12 protein-coding genes and 1 riboswitch are annotated in these 18,544 nt (G+C 38.6%); of the genes, 4 read left to right on the top strand and 8 right to left on the bottom strand.

The genetic code is table 11. The features are described from left to right. Positions 1–15: 15 nt before the first annotated feature. The 4 genes from MHB42_RS10685 to MHB42_RS10700 are packed head-to-tail and all read right to left on the bottom strand — an operon-like array spanning position 16 to position 6,068. Entirely contained in the window at positions 16–3,117 is a 3,102-nt protein-coding gene (locus tag MHB42_RS10685) for a type I restriction endonuclease subunit R (protein WP_340806068.1), read from the bottom strand. Then, complete coding sequence (locus tag MHB42_RS10690; protein WP_340806069.1) at positions 3,114–4,277, bottom strand: restriction endonuclease subunit S; 1,164 nt, start codon at positions 4,275–4,277, stop codon at positions 3,114–3,116. Before MHB42_RS10690 ends, MHB42_RS10685 begins: the two co-directional genes overlap by 4 nt. Further along, entirely contained in the window at positions 4,274–5,842 is a 1,569-nt protein-coding gene (locus MHB42_RS10695) for a type I restriction-modification system subunit M (protein WP_340806070.1), read from the bottom strand. Before MHB42_RS10695 ends, MHB42_RS10690 begins: the two co-directional genes overlap by 4 nt. Before the next feature lie 4 nt (positions 5,843–5,846). Then, a complete protein-coding gene (locus tag MHB42_RS10700; protein WP_024822623.1) occupies positions 5,847–6,068 on the bottom strand; it encodes a helix-turn-helix domain-containing protein in 222 nt (73 codons plus the stop codon). Positions 6,069–6,904: 836 nt separating this feature from the next. On the opposite strand from MHB42_RS10700, the gene MHB42_RS10705 reads away from it, so the two are divergent. The 4 genes from MHB42_RS10705 (at position 6,905) to MHB42_RS10720 (ending at position 12,360) form a co-directional block, all read left to right on the top strand. After that, the gene (locus tag MHB42_RS10705) at positions 6,905–9,199 is read left to right on the top strand and encodes a phage/plasmid primase, P4 family (protein ID WP_340806073.1); all 2,295 of its coding nucleotides are present in this window, start codon (positions 6,905–6,907) and stop codon (positions 9,197–9,199) included. 273 nt (positions 9,200–9,472) lie between these two features. Next, entirely contained in the window at positions 9,473–10,372 is a 900-nt protein-coding gene (locus tag MHB42_RS10710) for a phage major capsid protein (RefSeq protein WP_340806074.1), read from the top strand. Between the two features lie 74 nt (positions 10,373–10,446). After that, positions 10,447–10,650 (top strand): transposon-encoded TnpW family protein, encoded by a 204-nt coding sequence (locus tag MHB42_RS10715; RefSeq protein WP_024833073.1) that lies wholly within the window; start codon positions 10,447–10,449, stop codon positions 10,648–10,650. A gap of 57 nt (positions 10,651–10,707) precedes the next feature. Continuing rightward, positions 10,708–12,360: a DUF4368 domain-containing protein gene (locus MHB42_RS10720; protein WP_340806075.1), complete on the top strand. Its 1,653-nt coding sequence runs from the start codon at positions 10,708–10,710 to the stop codon at positions 12,358–12,360. A 100-nt stretch (positions 12,361–12,460) separates the two neighbouring features. Here MHB42_RS10720 and MHB42_RS10725 read toward each other — a convergent pair whose 3' ends face one another. From MHB42_RS10725 to MHB42_RS10740, 4 genes are all read right to left on the bottom strand, one after another. Then, entirely contained in the window at positions 12,461–15,070 is a 2,610-nt protein-coding gene (locus tag MHB42_RS10725) for a cation-translocating P-type ATPase (RefSeq protein WP_340806076.1), read from the bottom strand. A 735-nt stretch (positions 15,071–15,805) separates the two neighbouring features. Then, a complete protein-coding gene (locus MHB42_RS10730) occupies positions 15,806–16,999 on the bottom strand; it encodes an MFS transporter (RefSeq protein WP_340806077.1) in 1,194 nt (397 codons plus the stop codon). 69 nt (positions 17,000–17,068) lie between these two features. After that, positions 17,069–17,168: riboswitch (purine riboswitch) on the bottom strand. A gap of 444 nt (positions 17,169–17,612) precedes the next feature. After that, complete coding sequence (gene lepB / locus MHB42_RS10735; RefSeq protein ID WP_340808577.1) at positions 17,613–18,173, bottom strand: signal peptidase I; 561 nt, start codon at positions 18,171–18,173, stop codon at positions 17,613–17,615. A 148-nt stretch (positions 18,174–18,321) separates the two neighbouring features. Beyond that, complete coding sequence (locus tag MHB42_RS10740) at positions 18,322–18,465, bottom strand: transcriptional regulator (protein ID WP_340806078.1); 144 nt, start codon at positions 18,463–18,465, stop codon at positions 18,322–18,324. Positions 18,466–18,544 lie beyond the last annotated feature (79 nt).

The following is an 18,544-nucleotide window of genomic DNA, read 5'->3' on the forward strand; positions in this document are numbered from 1 at the left end:
ATCATACGGTATAGACTACACCAACCCTAAATACTTCTCAAAGAATATCATTAGTTTTTCGATAATTCCTTGTTTTTTCGCGGCTCTGCCTCCGCCAAAGCGGGATACAGGTGGCATGATTTTATCAATGGCTGTACCGGTCGTCTTAAGCATTCCATCTCGGAAAGCATTGTCGATGAAACGGCGGGTTTCTTCGGGCTTTAATTTTTCTTCTTCTATAATTGCTGAAATATCCGCTTCCTTACGCTCATGGAGGAATTTGCGCCAATCCTCATCCACTTTGGTCGATACATTGACTTGCTCTATAAAACGCTCGATAAGCTCTTTCTTACTTCGAAGTTCAATACTTGAATTGATAGCCTTATCAATAGTTGTAAGAATGGTTTTATCCTTACAGTTGGATTGTTGATATTTAGCTACAAGCATAAGGATGTAATCAATGTTTACCTCTATCTGCTTGACCAGTTCAATCTCAAAAACTATGTCATCATTGATAGTTTCTTTGTCACCATCAGCACCTTTTCTGTATTCCTGATACAGGTCAATATAAATGCTCTGATAGTCCTGAAAATCCCTTTCAGATAAAATCTCATTTCCTTCAAAGTCATCGAAAGAAGTAAGAATGTTTCTAAGCCGAAGTATTGCTCCATATAGCCGTATAAAGTCTTTTTCAGCTTCTTCTCCGAGAATAGGTTGTCCAAGGGGATACTGTGTTGTAAGGGTTGCAATCAGTTCAGCATAGCCCGGCTTGTGTTCACCTTTTTCATCATATCCCTTATAATATTCATCGAATGTTTTTAGCAGTACAATACCGCCTGCATCCTTATTGCCGAATAGTGCAATAGCTTTGTCTGTTTCTTCTTTCAAATCTCTAAAGCAAACGATATTGCCATAGGTCTTAACGCTGTTTAGGATGCGGTTAGTTCTTGAAAAAGCCTGAATCAGTCCATGCTGCTTCAGGTTTTTATCTACCCATAACGTATTCAGGGTTGTTGCATCAAAGCCTGTCAGGAACATATTGACAACAATCAATATATCAATCTCCCTATTCTTTACACGAAGAGAAAGGTCTTTATAATAATTCTGGAACTTATCCGAGGAAGTATCGTAATTCGTACTAAATGTGGAATTGTAATCTCGGATAGCTGCCTCAAGAAAATCTCTGGAGCTCTGGTCAAGGTTTTCCATATTAAAATCCTCTTCAGGCAACAGTCCATCTGGCTCCTCCTCATTTGCACTAAAACTGAAAATAGTTGCAATGGTAAGGTTACGGTTCTTTTCCGCTATCTGCTTCTTAAACTCATTATAGTATCTGATTGCCATTGGGATGGATGCAGCAGCAAATATGGAGTTGAAACCGGCAACTCGCCTTGTTTCACGCTTTTCAATCATCTTTTTAGGGTTGTGCTTATCTGCTTCTTCCCATTTCGCAGAGAATGTGTAATAACTATTACGCTTTGTCTTCTGATCAAAGTGTTCAAGAACATAAGAAACAATTTCACTGATTCGCTGTGGATCTGCTAAGGCTTTTTCTCTATCTATGCTATAGACTTTTTTATCATTAACGTAATCAGGCATCTTGATGGTGTTAATAAAATCTATTCTAAAAGGCAGAACATTCCCATCATTGATGGCATCTACAATGGTATAAGTATGCAACTTTTCTCCAAAAGCCTGTTCGGTTGTACGAAGTAGCGGGTTACCTCCCGAACTGGCATTAGCGGCAAAAATCGGAGTTCCCGTAAAGCCGAAGATATGGTAGTTCTTAAAGCTCTTTGTGATAGCTTGATGCATTTCGCCAAATTGGGAACGGTGACACTCATCAAAAATCAGCACCACGTGTTTCTTATAAATATCATGCTGTTTATTTTTACGGATGAATATATCCAACTTCTGAATAGTGGTTACAATGATTTTGTATTCATGAGGATTTCCTTTTTCGTCCCTGTCTTCCAATTGTCTTTGAAGAACTCTTGTGGACGTATTACCATTAGCAGCTCCCTTTTCAAAACGGTCATATTCCTTCATCGTCTGATAGTCCAGATCTTTACGGTCAACAACAAACAGTACCTTGTCTATGTAAGGCAAGGCAGAAGCTAATTGTGCTGTCTTAAAACTGGTCAATGTCTTACCAGAGCCTGTTGTATGCCAAATATATCCTCCAGCTGCAGTTGTACCCATCTTCTTGTAGTTTGTTGATACTACAATACGTGATAATATACGTTCTGCAGCAGCTATTTGATAAGGACGCATTACAAGTAACAGGTCTTCAGATGTAAAAATACAATATTTTGTTAGTATATTTAAGAGGGTATGCTTGGCAAAAAATGTTTTAGTAAAGTCCACAAGGTCAGGAATAATTTTGTTATTTGCATCTGCCCAAAAGCTGGTAAACTCAAAGCTGTTGCTTGTTTTTTTGCTTCTTCGACGTTCACTGCTGCTTTGCTCCTTAATATGAGCATTTCTTGTGGTGTTACTATAATACTTTGTATGGGTGCCATTGGAGATTACGAATATTTGTACATACTCAAATAAACCAGAAGCCGCCCAAAAGCTGTCACGCTGGTATCTTTTTATCTGGTTGAAGGCTTCACGGATAGCAACACCGCGACGCTTTAACTCCACATGGACAAGGGGAAGTCCATTGACAAGTATAGTCACATCATATCGGCTTTCGTGCTTTCCACCAGCTTCTTCGTATTGATTAATAACCTGCAGGCGATTGTTATGGATGTTCTTCTTATCTAAAAGGTAGATGTTCTTTGTTGTTCCATCTTCACGTTTTAGAATCTGGATATGGTCATCCTGAATTTTTCTGGTCTTTTCAACAATTCCCTCGTTAGTATTTGCTATACATTCTGTGAAAAATTTATCCCATTCGCTATCAGTAAAGGTGAAGTCATTAAGCAGTTCAAGTTGCTTTCGGAGATTTGCTATCAATGCAGCTTCATTGTGCACTTCAATATATTCATATCCTTGGGAAGTCAGTTGCCTGATAAACTCCCGCTCAAGTTCCGCCTCGCTTTGATACTTTTCAGGACGGACATTATATTCAGCTGCATATTCAGCAACAACCGTTGCTTCGTCAGTACTTGCAACGATGTTGTATATACTCATGCCGTCACCTCCTTGAATGATAACAGTTTATCCCTATAATATTCATATTGCTTTTGCCGTGCTTCGATTTCAGCAGGAATGCCGCTGGTTAAGTCGTTGCAGAGAGCGTCAAAGCGATCGAGGATAGCTACGATGCGCTCTTGTTCTTCTAAGGGTGGAACAGGGATTTTAGCCTTTGAAATATTGTCATTATATAGCCTTGCAATAGTTCCCCCAGTAGATATTGACCAAGGCTTCATCGCATAGCAATAATATAGAAATTTATTTAACACTTTTCTCTCATCATTATCAATCCACACAATATTAGAGTCTTGGTAATAAGCTGGTTTTCCATCATAAATTACAGTTCTTCCGATTGTTCCAGCAGCAGATATAAGAATATCGCCTTTTTTAGGGAAGGAATATGCTTTTCGGTATTCATCGTATTTTTCCTGTGAAATAAAAGCATCTGGTTCTTTTCCAAATGTCCCAATTTTAAAGAATGGAACATCACCAACTGGGCTTGTTTCTGCTTTCATAATACGCCTACACATACAAACAGGTCCAATTTCCCCCAATGTCATCCACTTGATATCAGGGTTATTACCAAACGTAAGCAGCAGATCCCTATAATACTCATACTGCTTTCTTCTTGCTGTAAGCTCTGCTGTAAGCTCTGCTGTAAGCTCTGCTGTAAGCTCTGTGAAATTATCCAGAATACGGACAATTTCCTGCTGTACAGGTAGTGGGGGAAGGGGGATTTTATATTTTGAAACCATCGGGACAGTCAGCTGCGGTATACCGGTAGTCGGTACTTGAAAGTTTATTGTTTCAATAACATATTTTAAAAAATCTACCTGTAAAGATTTTTTTGGAATTGCACAAATAAGCCTTACAATAGGATAAAATGGATCCCTGCGTAGTTCACAATAACCAATAGTACCCCGTGCTGCAATAGTAACGCATGGCTCACTTATTTTTACAATATTAGTATATCCATATAATGCGTTGACTCCGACACCATTACTGTATATCGGAATGGTATAGTCTTTCGTTAATTCTTTTGAATAGTTATTTTTGGGAACATCTCCACCCGCTGACAATTCACAAACTTCTCCTATGGTTTTATACTCAACCCCATGAGGGCAAAATTCAGCAATCAATTCATCTAATTTACTCATTTGCCCACCTCAATTTCTGCAATAATCTTATCTATTTCTTCCCTCAAAACCTGCTCTCTCGCCACAATCTTTTCTATTTCAGCATTGAGGGCAACAATATCAATCTTTTCTCTCGTATCCTCTTGTTCCACATATGTTGAAACAGACAGGTTATAATCTTGTTCAGCAATTTCGCTGTTTGGCACAAGCCTAGCAAAATGCTCTATATCTTTTCTATCTTTGAATGCGTTAAGAATGGTCTCAATATTTTCCTGTGTTAGTTTGTTGTTATTCGTAACCTTGACAAATTCCTTTGATGCATCGATAAATAAGGTGCTATTTTCCGATTTAGATTTCTTCAGCACCATAATGCAGGTAGCAATGCTGGTACCATAAAACAAGTTATCCGGTAGCTGAATAATACAGTCGATATAGTTATTATCAATCAGGTACTGCCTGATTTTCTTTTCAGCACCTCCACGGTACATTACACCGGGGAAACAAACGATAGCCGCTGTTCCGTTTGTCGCAAGCCAAGAAAGACTATGCATAATAAAAGCAAGGTCTGCTTTAGATTTAGGAGCCAATACTCCCGCTGGAGAAAAACGAGGGTCATTAATCAAAATAGGATCATTATCGCCCTTCCATTTAATAGAGTAAGGTGGATTTGATACAATGGCTTCAAAAGGCTCATCATCCCAATGTTGCGGATCTGTTAGCGTGTCACCAAGGGCAATATCAAATTTGTCATAATCAATATCGTGCAGGAACATATTAATTCTGCACAGGTTGTAGGTTGTAATGTTGATTTCTTGACCGAAGAAACCTTGACGTACATTTTCTTTTCCTAAGATTTTTGCAAACTTTAGCAGCAGAGAGCCAGAACCGCAAGCGGGGTCATATACCTTGTTGACTTCAGTTTTTCCTACTAATGTTAAGTGGGTAAGGAGTTCAGAAACCTCCTGCGGCGTATAGTATTCACCACCACTTTTTCCTGCATTGGATGCATACATACCCATTAAAAATTCATAAGCATCACCGAATGCATCTATGGTATTGTCTTTGTAATCTCCCAGCTTCATTTCTCCAACAGAATTCATTAGCTTAACTAACTTTTCATTACGCTTTACTACAGTGTTTCCTAGCTTATTGCTGTTAACATCAATATCGTCAAACAGACCTTTGAAATTATCTTCACTCTCTGTTCCTTGGGCAGATGCTTCTATATTACTGAAAATCTGTTCCAGTGTTTCATTTAAGTTTTCATCGTCCTTTGCACGAGCTCGGACATTTTCAAAAAGCTCGCTAGGTAAGATAAAGAATCCTTTTGTCTTAACTAAATCCTCTCGTGCCTGTTCTGCTTCTTCGTCGGATAACTTAGCATAATCAAATTCCGTATTGCCAGCTTCCCATTCTCCGGCGTTAATATAGGCAGTAATATTTTCAGATATGTAGCGGTAAAACAGCATACCTAGAACATATTGCTTAAAATCCCATCCATCTACACTGCCTCTTAGATCATTTGCCATATTCCATATCGTGCGGTGTAATTCCGCTCGTTCCTGTTCTTTTCTGTTATTTTTCATAACTCTACTTCCTTTCTTCAACCATATTCGGCACTAATTCCATGATATCTTTAAAATCAACGCCAAGTGCCGTACAAACCTTTACAAGAACGTCCATACTGACATATTCGTTTTTAGAAAGCTTTGAAATTGACGATGGACTTATTCCCGCAGCAGCTTGTAAATCTTTCTTCTTCATATCGCGGTCTATCAACAATTTCCAAAGCTTTTTATAGCTAACGGTCATCTTGGTCACCTCTTTATATATGTTTTTTCCATTATAGCACATTTTCTTCAAAAATAACATGATAATTCTGTGTTTGTGAAGTAATTTTACAATGTTAACAAAAATAATGATAGTTGTATATGTCTTTCTTTTTTACTTTATTCAAATAAATACTTTTAGACAAAAAAGTCGGAAACTCTAATTGAAAAATCCAAAACTACAGCATTCAGCCTCCTTAAACTTTATATCGCTTTAGCTCAAATTTGAGCAAAAGCATAAGCATTACAGCCGTCTTTTCTGGAAAATAGACAGGCTGTTTTTTATTTTAAGGGTTCGAATCGATAGAATTCTTCGCTTATAAATGAGGAAGTAAAATATTTTTCTAAAATCCTCAACTAATGTGTTCTACCAAGGCTATAAGGTGAGAGGAAAATGCTTTGCATGACCTTAGAGTTAGTTATTTGCTGTGACATTTAGCTAAGGGGTTAATAATTTCGGCTATTAGCAGAGGAAAGCAATTTACAGAAATATTTGTTCCGGTACTCAAACTGCAAGCTTGTGTCTTGTGGATGATGAGAGGAAATTACCTTAGCAAACTCTGTGGATCTGCCTTTCTCATGAACAACCAATGAAAGCATAGTTTTTCTCTCACTGCTCCTTGACAACTGAATACCCCGAAATGCAATAGATACTTCAAGCAGAATATGCCATGACGATAATTCCGAGCGTATCCCTTGCAAGATAACGAGGTTGTGTCAAACAAGGCAAACCCTCTGGAACCGTAGTAGCATTTCGGCTCATTTTTAACAGGCAAGGAGGTGAAATAACTGAATACACAATATGAGAACTTGCCACAGGTGCTTAAAGATAAGCCACAGTTTTGCTGTTGGAAATATGAAGAACGAAGTGGTAGAAAAACCAAAGTTCCCTATAACCCGGTAACAGGAAAAAGGGCAAAAGCAGATAAACAGGGTACTTTTAAAGATTTTAGTTCGGCTGTAGCTGCTGTAAGTAATTATGATGGTATCGGATTTTTGGTAGGTAATGACATTTGTGTTATCGACTTAGATGATTGCTTTGATAGCAGCGGTAAGCTTAAGCCTGTTGCCCAAAATGTTGTAGAGGCTTTTAGTGGTTGCTATATGGAACACAGTCCATCTGAGAAAGGGTTGCATATTTTCTTTAAGGCCACAGGCTTTAACTTTGACAAAACAAAATACTATATCAACAACAGAAAGCTGGGAGTTGAGGTCTATGTGGCTGGAGCAACAAACCGATTTGTTACCGTAACGGGAAATATGTTTGCAGATGGTGATATAGCGGAGAAATCGTATGAATTACAGATGATACTAGACAAGTATATGTTGCGTCCTACCCCTGTGAAGCAAATTCTGGATGCAGAAAGTCAATCCTATTTGTCTGACAAGTCTGTTATTGAGAAGGCTTTAAAATCGGCAAACAGAGAAAGGTTCAAAGCATTATGGCAGGGAGATACATCTGGTTATGCTTCTGCCAGTGAAGCTGATTTGGCACTTTGCGGTATGCTGGCATTTTGGTGTGGCAGAGATGTTGGACAGATGGACAGACTTTTTCGGCAGAGCGGCCTAATGCGGGATAAATGGAATAGATCACAGTCCGGCAGTACTTATGGAATGATAACCATAGAAAAAGCAATTGCAAATGCTACTGAAATATATAAACCAGGTGGTAAGCGTTCATCAGCTACAGAAGATTTTGGAGAATGTTCCCTTGCTGACTTTAAGCCTGAGAGTAACGATCGCTACCCTTGGACGGATATTGGGGCAAGCAGGCTGTTTGCTGATTATTATAAATCTTTTGCCCGCTTTGTTCCCGAAAGGAAAATGTGGTTTTGCTATGAGAATGGTATTTGGATTCCTGATGTCGGTAATCTCCAAGTGATGGAAATGTGTAAATCATTGGCCAACCAACTGCTAACCTATGCTTTGACTATTCAGGATGAACATCAAAGAAAGGCATACATTGACTATTGCCGAAAGTGGCAGTCAAGAAGATACAGGGAAACGGTACTTAAGGATGCGCAGAGCGTATATCCCATATCAATGGCTGAATTTGACCAAGACCCGCAAGTGCTCAACTGTTCCAATGGCACATTGTTTTTAACATCCATGGATTTTCAACCCCACAACAGCGAGGACAGACTCACAAAGATATCTGGTGTTAAGTTTGATCCAGAAGCCAAAAGCGAGCGATGGGATAGATTTATTCATGAGATTATGAGCGGAGATGAGGAAAAGGCAAAATTCCTCCAAAAAGCCTTTGGCTACAGCATCAGCGGAGACACTCGGTATGAATGCCTGTTTGTTCTCTATGGTGCTACAACTCGAAACGGTAAAGGTACGCTATGTGAGAGCATTCTTAAGGTATTAGGCAGTTATGGCTGTACCGCAAGGCCAGAGACTATCAGTCTGAAAAAGAACAATAACAGTTCAAGTCCAAGTGAAGATATTGCCCGGCTTGCAGGAGTACGCTTTGTGAATATCTCCGAACCTAGCAGAGGACTTGTCCTAAATGCTGCACAGGTAAAAAGCATGACGGGTGGTGACACCATCAATGCAAGGTTTCTACACGAAAACTCTTTTGACTTTTCACCTAAGTTTAAGCTTTATATCAACACCAATTATCTGCCCGTTATAACGGATATGACACTGTTTTCCAGTGGCAGAGTGGTAATTATCCCTTTTGAACGACACTTTGATGAAAGCGAGCAGGATAAAAACTTAAAACGTGAATTCGCCAAAGCGAAGAATCAGAGTGCTATCCTCAACTGGCTAATTGAAGGCTACCAGTTGTTAAAGAAGGAGGGCTTGACTTTACCTGATTCCGTTAAGACAGCAACAGAGGCTTATAAGCGTGACAGCGATAAAATAGCATTATTTTTCGAGGATGCCTTGGAGGAAGGTCCTAACAGTGAGGTGCGGACATCCGAAGTGTATGCCCGGTATCAGCGTTGGTGCAGTGCCAATGGCTGTTATTCGGAGAATGCAAGAAACTTCAAACAAGCCTTAACAGCTATCGCCCGTGTAGAACGGAAACGACCACGTTCTGGTGGTGGAATGACCACAATGCTTATCGGATATAAGCTGACAGAAGAAGAGTTTTTTCTTATTTAAACACAGTGTAGCAGCTTGTAGCAAGAAAAACAGGTTATATAAAAAATCGCTCTCGTATAGAGAGTTTAGTTTTTACCTGCTACATCTTGCTACAAAGCTTAAAACCACTAAACCACTGGATACAACTCCATGTGTTAATACCTACCCCCTAGGGGAGTTCAAATCTCCACACCTTTTCATCTGGACAACGGGCGTGGGGCAACGCATAAAAAAACGCGGTTTCAAACGGGGTATATACCCCACAATCCATTTTAATTTAGGAGGTAAAGGATTATGGCAACATCAACAACTTATAATAGAGCGTTTTGGAATGTTATGAAAGGAAAAGAAGAAAATAATCAAAATCTAAGCGAGGGCTTTGATAATGCAGGAGCCTATGTCGCACCAGATGAGTTCAGAGAAGGCTTTAACACTGCTTTGGCAAAGGAGAATATATTCCGCAGATTTGCTACTGTTATCAATCTATCTTCTGCAGAAGGTAAAATTCAAGCGGTATCCTCAACGGGTACAGCAGATTGGGTTGAAGACGGAGATCCAATCCCCGAAAGTGCCGATACATTTACACAGTTTCTAGTGAAATCATACAAGCTGGCATCTCTTGTCAAGCTAAACCGCTCATTCGTCACCGATATGAACTTTAATCTTGAAAAATATCTGATGGGTGATTTTGCGAAGCGTTTTGGCAAGGCTGAGGAAAATGCATTACTTAATGGAAATGGCACAACACAGCCAACAGGTATCCTTACAGCAGATGCAGATGTAACTACAGCAGACAATAGTACCATCTCTTTTGACGAGATTATCTCTCTGTATTTTTCATTAAAAGATGAATACCGAAATAACGCTGTGTTTATCATGCACGATAATACAGCTATGCTTCTTAGAACCCTTAAGGATACAAGCGGCAGTTATCTGTGGAATCCTTCAGATAACACCATCTTCGGAAAGCCTATAGTTACCTCTCCATATATGCCTACAGTATCAGCAGGAGCAAAAAGCATTGTATTTGGAGATTTATCATACTACTGGCTGATTGAACGTCAACCAATAACGATAAAAAAATTAAGTGAGTTATATGCATTGCAGGGGCAAATTGGATTTTCTGCTTACGAGAGATTGGATGGCAAGCTAATTCAACCAGATGCTCTGAAAATATTACAAATAAAAGCTTAAATAATGGATTAGGTACTGGGTCATCAATTCGGCTCAGTGCCAGTTCCTACCAACATCGGACAGGAGGTCACGATATGGAAAATCAAAGTAACAGCCGCACAACCAAATCCGATATCGGAGGTACGGTCTATGTGGTGGAATCACGAGTAAGTGATTCAGCAAAGGAAAGTGCATATTCCAAGCTGAAACGACTGATTACAGTCAACGCAAAAAGCCTTTCAAAGTTATCAGATAGTTCATATAAACCCACGGAAATCAACTCGACTTCTTCAAGGTAGTACGGTAATATACATAGTGCTAAACCGCTTGAAGACTGTCGGAAATGGAGGAGAAAAATGAATAGACAGTCAACATTTAGCACTATACGTAAATCAACATTAGCATTTGAAGAAGCGAAAATTACTGCTCTTTACTGCAGGCTTTCACGTGATGATGAACTTGCAGGAGACAGCAACAGTATAGTAAATCAGAAGGCAATTCTAAAAAAATATGCTGAGGACAACGGTTTTCGTAACATCGAATTTTATGTGGATGATGGGGTCAGCGGTACAACTTTTGATAGACCAGACTTTAACCGCATGATTGCTGATGTGGAGAACGGTAGAATCGGAACGATTATCATCAAGGATATGTCCCGATTCGGCAGGGATTACCTTAAAGTAGGATATTATACCGAGATTATGTTTCCTGAAGCAGATGTACGATTCATTGCTATTAACAACGGTATTGATAGTGCAAACCAAGCAGACAGTGACTTTACACCATTTCTTAACATTATTAATGAATGGTACGCTAAGGATACTAGCAAGAAAATCCGTGCTGTGTTCAAATCCAAGGGACAGTCCGGTAAGCCGCTCTGCACTAATCCGCCTTACGGTTATATTAAAGACCCTGAAGATAAGTTGCACTGGATAATAGATGAGAAAGCCGCCGAGGTGGTCAGAGATATTTTCCGACTGTGTATGGCTGGCTTTGGACCCACGCAGATAGCAAAGCAACTTGAAAAGCGATGCATTGATACACCTACGGTTCATCTTCGCAAAATGGGTATTAACACTCCAGCAAGACCACCAGAAAACCCATATGCTTGGTCGGCTCGTACCGTAGCAGATATTCTGGCTAAAATGGAATATCTAGGCCACACAGTGAATTTCAAGACTTCTAAAAAGTCATATAAGAGCAAAGTCAAGATATTGAACAATCCAGAAGATTGGCTGGTTTTCAAAAATACCCATGAAGCAATTATTGATGAGGGGACTTGGGAAACAGTGCAGAAAATCAGAGATGGCAAGCGAAGACCATCACGATTAGGTGAAATGGGAATGCTCTCTGGCATGATGTTCTGTGCCGACTGTGGTGCAAAGCTGTATCAGGTTAGAGGCAAGGGATGGACACACGATAAGGAATACTTCGTTTGTGCTACTTACCGCAAGAAAAAGGGTATGTGCAGTTCACATCAGATACGCAATGTTGTAGTGGAACAGATTTTGCTAGAAGACTTAAGACGTGTAACCTCCTTTGCCAAAGACCATGAACAGGAATTCATCCGTATAGTTATGAATAATTCAGAAAAGGAACTTGCCAAAGAACTCCGCCAAAGTCAAAAGGAGTATGAACAAGCACAGACTCGCATTGCTGACATAGACAAAATCATTCGAAAGCTATATGAAGACAATGTGATGGGCAAAATTCCCGAAGAGCGTTTTTACAAGATGTCGGCTGAATATGAAGCCGAACAGAAGGCACTGGAAGAAAGGATAACCAAATTAAAACATACCATTGATACAGCAAATGAACAGTCCCTCAATACCGACCGCTTTTTGGCACTAGTAAAAAAGTACACAGAAATTACAGAATTGGATGCAGAGATTATTCGAGAGTTCATTGACAAAATTATTGTATTTAAGGCTGAAAAAGTAGATGGCCGCAGAACCCAGCGGATTCAAATTTTCTATAACTGCATTGGCGCTATCGACTTACCAAACTAAACGAAAAAACGGCATAGCCGAATATCAACGACTATGCCGAATTTTTCAGGAATTAATAATCCCTATCTGACCGCTCCTAATGGAAGCTTCTTTTTTTATATTATGAACGACGTCTAACAAATAGTAGCTTGTACCATTGATTCACAAGGAATGGGAATACGGATAGACTATAAATGAAGCCTAGTTGAGCCAGCGATAATGGGGCAACCTCAAAGACCGTTGCGAGCATTGGCATCAATAAAACAGCATGTAAGCTTAAAACGCCAATTAAAAAGGCAAGCCATGTATATTTATTAGAAAATACACCAATCGCAAAAATAGATTCTTTAGATCGAGAATTAAAGCCATGCACTAACCTTGATAAACATAACGTTGTAAATGCCATTGTGCTTGCCGTCAATGTATCCCCTGTCGATAAGCCAATTTGAAAAGCAATAATGGTGGAAATCGCAATTAAAATCCCTTCAAGTACCACCTGTGTTGTAAATGCTTTATTTAATAAAGGCGTATGAATATTTCGAGGCTTGTCCTTCATCGTTTTCTTATTATTTGGCTCTAAGCCGATTGCAATGGCTGGTAGACTGTCCGTTAATAAGTTGATGAATAATAGATGGACAGGTGCAAAAGGAACAGGCAAGCCTAAGATCGTTGCATATAGTACTACAAAAATAGCGCCCGCATTGCCTGACAATAAGAAAAGAATAGCATTTTTAATATTTGTATAGATGCTGCGACCATTGGCAATTGCCTTGACGATTGTAGAAAAATTATCGTCTGTTAAAATCATGGAAGAGGCATCCTTTGCGACCTCTGTGCCTGTTACACCCATTGCCACCCCAATATCTGCTTGTTTCAAGGCAGGTCCATCATTAACACCATCCCCCGTCATCGCCACAACATGTCCCTTATCCTGCCAAGCCTTCACAATACGAATTTTTTGTGCAGGTGTGACACGCGCATAAACTGTATAATCATGGATTTGCTCCTGTAGCTCCTTATCACTTAAAGCCTCTAATGCATGCCCTTCAATTGCCTCTGCAGGATTTCGTAAAATACCAATTTGCTGTGCGATGGCAGTTGCTGTAATTTTATGATCCCCTGTAATCATCACAGGCTTAATGCCTGCCTCCATACAGCGTTCTACTGCTGCCTTCGATTCTTTTCTTGGCGGGTCCATCATCGCGACTAAACCAAGAAAAATAAAATCTCGTTCAGCGCTACTATTAATCGTTTGCTGAGGCATTACTTCCTTATAGGCAAGCGCTAATACCCTTAAACCATTCCTTGAAAACTCATGATTCACTGCCTCAATTTTTTGACGATGCTGTGCTGTAAACGCAACAATACCTGCTGATGTTTTTATGCTTGTGATTTTAGGTAGCAGCACATCCACTGCACCTTTGGTAATCATGATGAATTGCTTGTCCATTTGGTTCACTGTGCTCATTAGCTTTCGTTCCGAATCAAATGGAATCTCAGCCTGCCGTGGGTATTGCGCTCGGATTTTCCCTTCATCTAAACCATACTGCTTTCCTAATTTTACAAGTGCAAGCTCTGTAGGGTCACCAATTTCTTTGTCATTACGCTCCACTGCATCACTACATAACAGTGCCTTTACCATCAGCTCTTTTTCTATTGGATTAGTTGGACTTAACCAGTCATATGGAATCTTTTTTTGATCCACAAACACTTCCTGCACAATCATTTTATTTTCCGTTAATGTCCCTGTTTTATCGGAGCAAATAACCGAAACACTCCCTAAGCTTTCCACTGCATACAGCTTACGGATAATTGCGTTTTCTTTTGCCATCTTCTGCGTGCCAAATGCTAGCACAATCGTGACAATGGAGCTTAATGCTTCTGGAATCGCTGCAACGGCTAGTGATACGGCAAACATAAACGACTCAACTAAGGCTCGTCCTCGAAAAAGGTCAATGGTAAAAATAGCTAAACAAATTAATGTAATACCTAATGCTAATTTTTCACCAAATTGATCAAGATTCATTTGCAAGGGCGTTTTCTTTTCCTTTGCTGTATCAAGTAAATGTGCAATTTTGCCAAGCTCTGTTTGCATCCCAATCGCCGTTACAAGAACAAGTCCACGCCCATTTGTTACAAAGCTCCCTGAGTACACCATATTTTTCTTATCTGCAATGGTAATATTACTTTTATAAATAGGCTCTGTACTTTTCGCAACAGCAATTGATTCACCTGTTAATGAGCTTTCATTAATATGCAAATTGTGACTTTCCAACAATCTGCCATCTGCGTTAATATAATCGCCAGCCTCTAGTACCAGTATATCGCCTACAACAATTTCTTCAGAGGGAAGCTCGATTAGCTGATTGTTACGCATCACTTTAGCAGCAGGTGAAGTCAAGGCTTTTAGATTATCTAAAGATTGCTCTGCCTTAACATGCTGCACCGTGCCTAAAATAGCATTTAAAATCACAACAATCATAATAACAATGGTACTTTCTACTTCCCCTAATAAAAATGAAACAAAGGCAGCAACAAGTAAAATAATAACTAGTAAGTCTTTAAATTGCCCGATAAAAACTGCCCATGTACTTGTTTTTTTCCCTTCCTCTAACACATTATAGCCATAGACCTGTTGCCTTTTTTGAACATCGTCATGCTGCAAGCCTTGCGTGGTGACATTCAATATTTTCATCACTTCAGCAGCCGATTGTTGATGATATTCAGTCATTTGATTCTCCTTCCATTTTGCAAAATATAAAGACCCAATCTATTTCCAAGCAATCGTATTTGATCTTCCATCTCTAGCCTCTTAAGGTAATGCACTATTCACTACAACAATCTATTCCTCGCTGAATCAGAGTATGCTAAGAATCGGTAGAGAAAATTGAGGCACTAAAAAAAGCATTGGGAATCACTATCCCAATGCCTAATAAGCCATGATTTTAGTATTACTATAATTTTAATTTATTTTTTGTATAGAGAATGACATGTTTATAGCTATGCAAATTTCCCAAATTACATAATTCCAATCTCCATTTTTGTATGCGGAGAATAACAGCTTGGCAAGGAGAGCAGAGCATAACAGCCAAATTTCAATCCACTTTCTCCATACAGAGAAAGACTGTGAAAATGGCTGTAAAAGTGATATTTATGATTGATTTTCATTAAAAAATAAAGCTATAAGGTAATATTAACCTAAATCAGCTTCCATTTCAATGGAAAATCACTTCAATAATCGGTGCGAATCTCCCTAGGAAATCATGTTTGCTTGATATTCGCACTTGCTATCTACCATGCGAAAATGCTGTTTATGTAGCACTCTGGCATTTTTAGTTCTCCCCCTTCAATTGAAGCCTCCTTTTCTTTATTATGACATATCTATCAGCCTTATTATCAAAAAAAGATTGCAAGAAAATTAGTAATTTCCTAACTTTCTTGCAACCCTTTTACATGGTGCTTTAGACTATGATGAATGATGCTGTGCTGATGGATAATTGATAGAGTCGTCCTGTGTCGTAGGCGCTCTTTTAATTGAAAAGATAACACAGCCTAATGCACAAAGCACGAGAAGAGCACCAAAGCTTGCTAAATGCATGGCAGATGTTGTTACTGCAAAGATAGCGCCGCCAATAGCTGAGCCTATGGAAATACCAATTTGTAGAGCGGCTGTATTTAGGCTCTGCTGAATATCCGAGGATTTTGGATCAGCTTGAATTAAATAGCTTTGTAATGGTGGCGTCAATGCCCAGCTCAATGCTCCCCATAAAACGGTGAATAGTAAAAAGAGTGGGAAAGCAATCGTTGTATACGGAATTGTAAACAGGACAAGGGCAAATGTAGATACAATTAGAATAAGTGCTTTATTTGTACCGATTTTATCACTTACCCAGCCACCAATAGCATTCCCGCTAACAGAGGCAATTCCGAAGATTAAATAACAAATACTAATCCATGAGGCTCCCATATCAAATGCTTCTACTAAAAATGGTGTTAAATAAGCATATAGCACATAATGACCAGCTAGCATAAATAATGTTGTTAATTGTGCTGTTAAAATTTTTAAATTTCCTAATGATTTTAGCTGGGTTTTTAATGGCACAATTTCCCCAATCGGCATTCTTTCAAGTAGTAGTGCAATTAAAATCATGGAAATCGTTGATAATAAACTAATGCCTAAGAAAATCGCTCGCCAGCCAAAAGCTTCTGTAATGAAAATACCCATTGGCACCCCAATTACAAGCGCAGAGCTAACCCCCATAAATACAAGACCTAGCGCTTTGGCACGATGTTTAGGCTCAACAATTCTTGTCGTAATCGTCAATGATAATACAATAACTAATGCGGTACTCATTGCTGTAAAAATACGTGCAATCATCACTGTTAAAAATGTTGTACTAAAGAAGGTCATGACATTGCCCAATGTAAAAATTAATAAAGAAATAAGGAATAAACGCTTTCTCTCTACCTTCGCAGTTAAAGATAGTAAAACAGGCGCAGAAATCGCATAGACAAGGGCAAATATGGTAATTAATTGTCCTGCTGTTGCTAATGATACATGTAAATCCTCTGCAATATTTGGCAGTATCCCCCCAACAATCAATTCAACTAATCCTACGGCAAAGGTTGTCACTGCAAGAATATAAACTCTCCAATTCATCGTAATCTCCCTTTCATAACACTTTCATTTTTGTAGGAGAATTTTTACAATTAAAAAAATCCTAACTACAAAGATGAAGCAAAGTTTTGTAGTCAGGATTTTATGGTTCCTGGTAGAGACCCTCAATCCATATTATTGAGGTTATACAGATCAACTATTTACTGTAGCTATAGTAGCATATGAAAATTGGTCTGACAACACCTTTTTCATAGAAGTTACTACAGAAAAAAATAGTTTATCAGAGAGAAAATTTAGAGTTTTCGATTATATTTCAATGAATTTGACCATACATAATAACATACACTAATGATTGAACGAGGTGATTGTGTGCGCATCATTGGATTTGTTTGCTATTTTTTATTGTTATTTTATGGTGTCGAGATCATTATAGAGGCGCTCGCCGTTGAATAGTCATTATCATTCTTTTATAGCAAAGCGAATGGAGAAATTAGTCTTTCTCTATTCGCTTTTTTCATCGTTAGCTTATAGAAGGTAGTTTGGGTTCTATCGTTTCAGAAATCTAATAGCTTTAAAGAATCAATAAATACTAACGATATTAGTTAAGAAATAAAAAAATTCTGCATAGTAACACAGAATTTTTAATCAAGCTTTTTTATTTAGAGCCAACATGGAAATGGCTAAATGGATAGACGATTAATTTTGATTCGCCCAAAACAGCATCCTCTGAAATTAAACCATAGTGACGACTGTCGAAGCTTTTTAAGCGGTTATCGCCAAGCACAAAATACATGCCCTTTGGTACTTCTTGTTGATCGACTAATTGCTCTAGTGTAAAGTTTTCTGTAATGCGTAATTGACTAGGATCATCAGTTTGACGATTTACATAATCCTCTGTATATGCCTTGCCATTTACATACAAAACATCATCTTTCATTTCCACTTTATCGCCTGGAAGACCAATTACTCTTTTAATATATAATTCATCTTCTGTAGGTGATTGGAAAACAATTTGATCGAAGCGTTCAATTTTACTTGTTTTACTAACAATAATAATATCCTTATCATGATAGGTTGGATACATGGAAGCCCCCTGTACCTTAATAGGCGTAAATAAAAATTGTTTACAGCCTAACACAACAATTGCTGTAATCACAATAATTTTGATATAGGATAATAATTCCTTCTTAAAGCTGGTTGTTTTTTCCTCTTGCATGCTCATTCCCCAATACTGTTTTTTTATAGTATAACATTTTCTCTCCATTGTTGACGAAAGAATCCTATAAATAGTTGCAAACTCATAAAAAATAGACAAGGCTACAAAGTAACATTGTCTGCGTATCCATTATTTAACTATATCACAATTAGGAATGGTTAGTTGGTGCAGCAGAGTGACGCTGCTCATTTAATAAATTGGCTGTTAAAGCAATACCTACTGGCAATGCGACTGCTAATAAAATTGTGCCAATCATCATCACAATCACTCCCTTAACCATTTCTAAATTCACTATACACTAAATTTTCTGATATTTCAATAAAAAGAAAAAAGTCATTCAACTAGGCATGCATCCTACCTGAATGACTTTT

This window comes from Lysinibacillus sp. FSL K6-0232, from assembly GCF_038008325.1.
Taxonomy (GTDB): domain Bacteria; phylum Bacillota; class Bacilli; order Bacillales_A; family Planococcaceae; genus Lysinibacillus.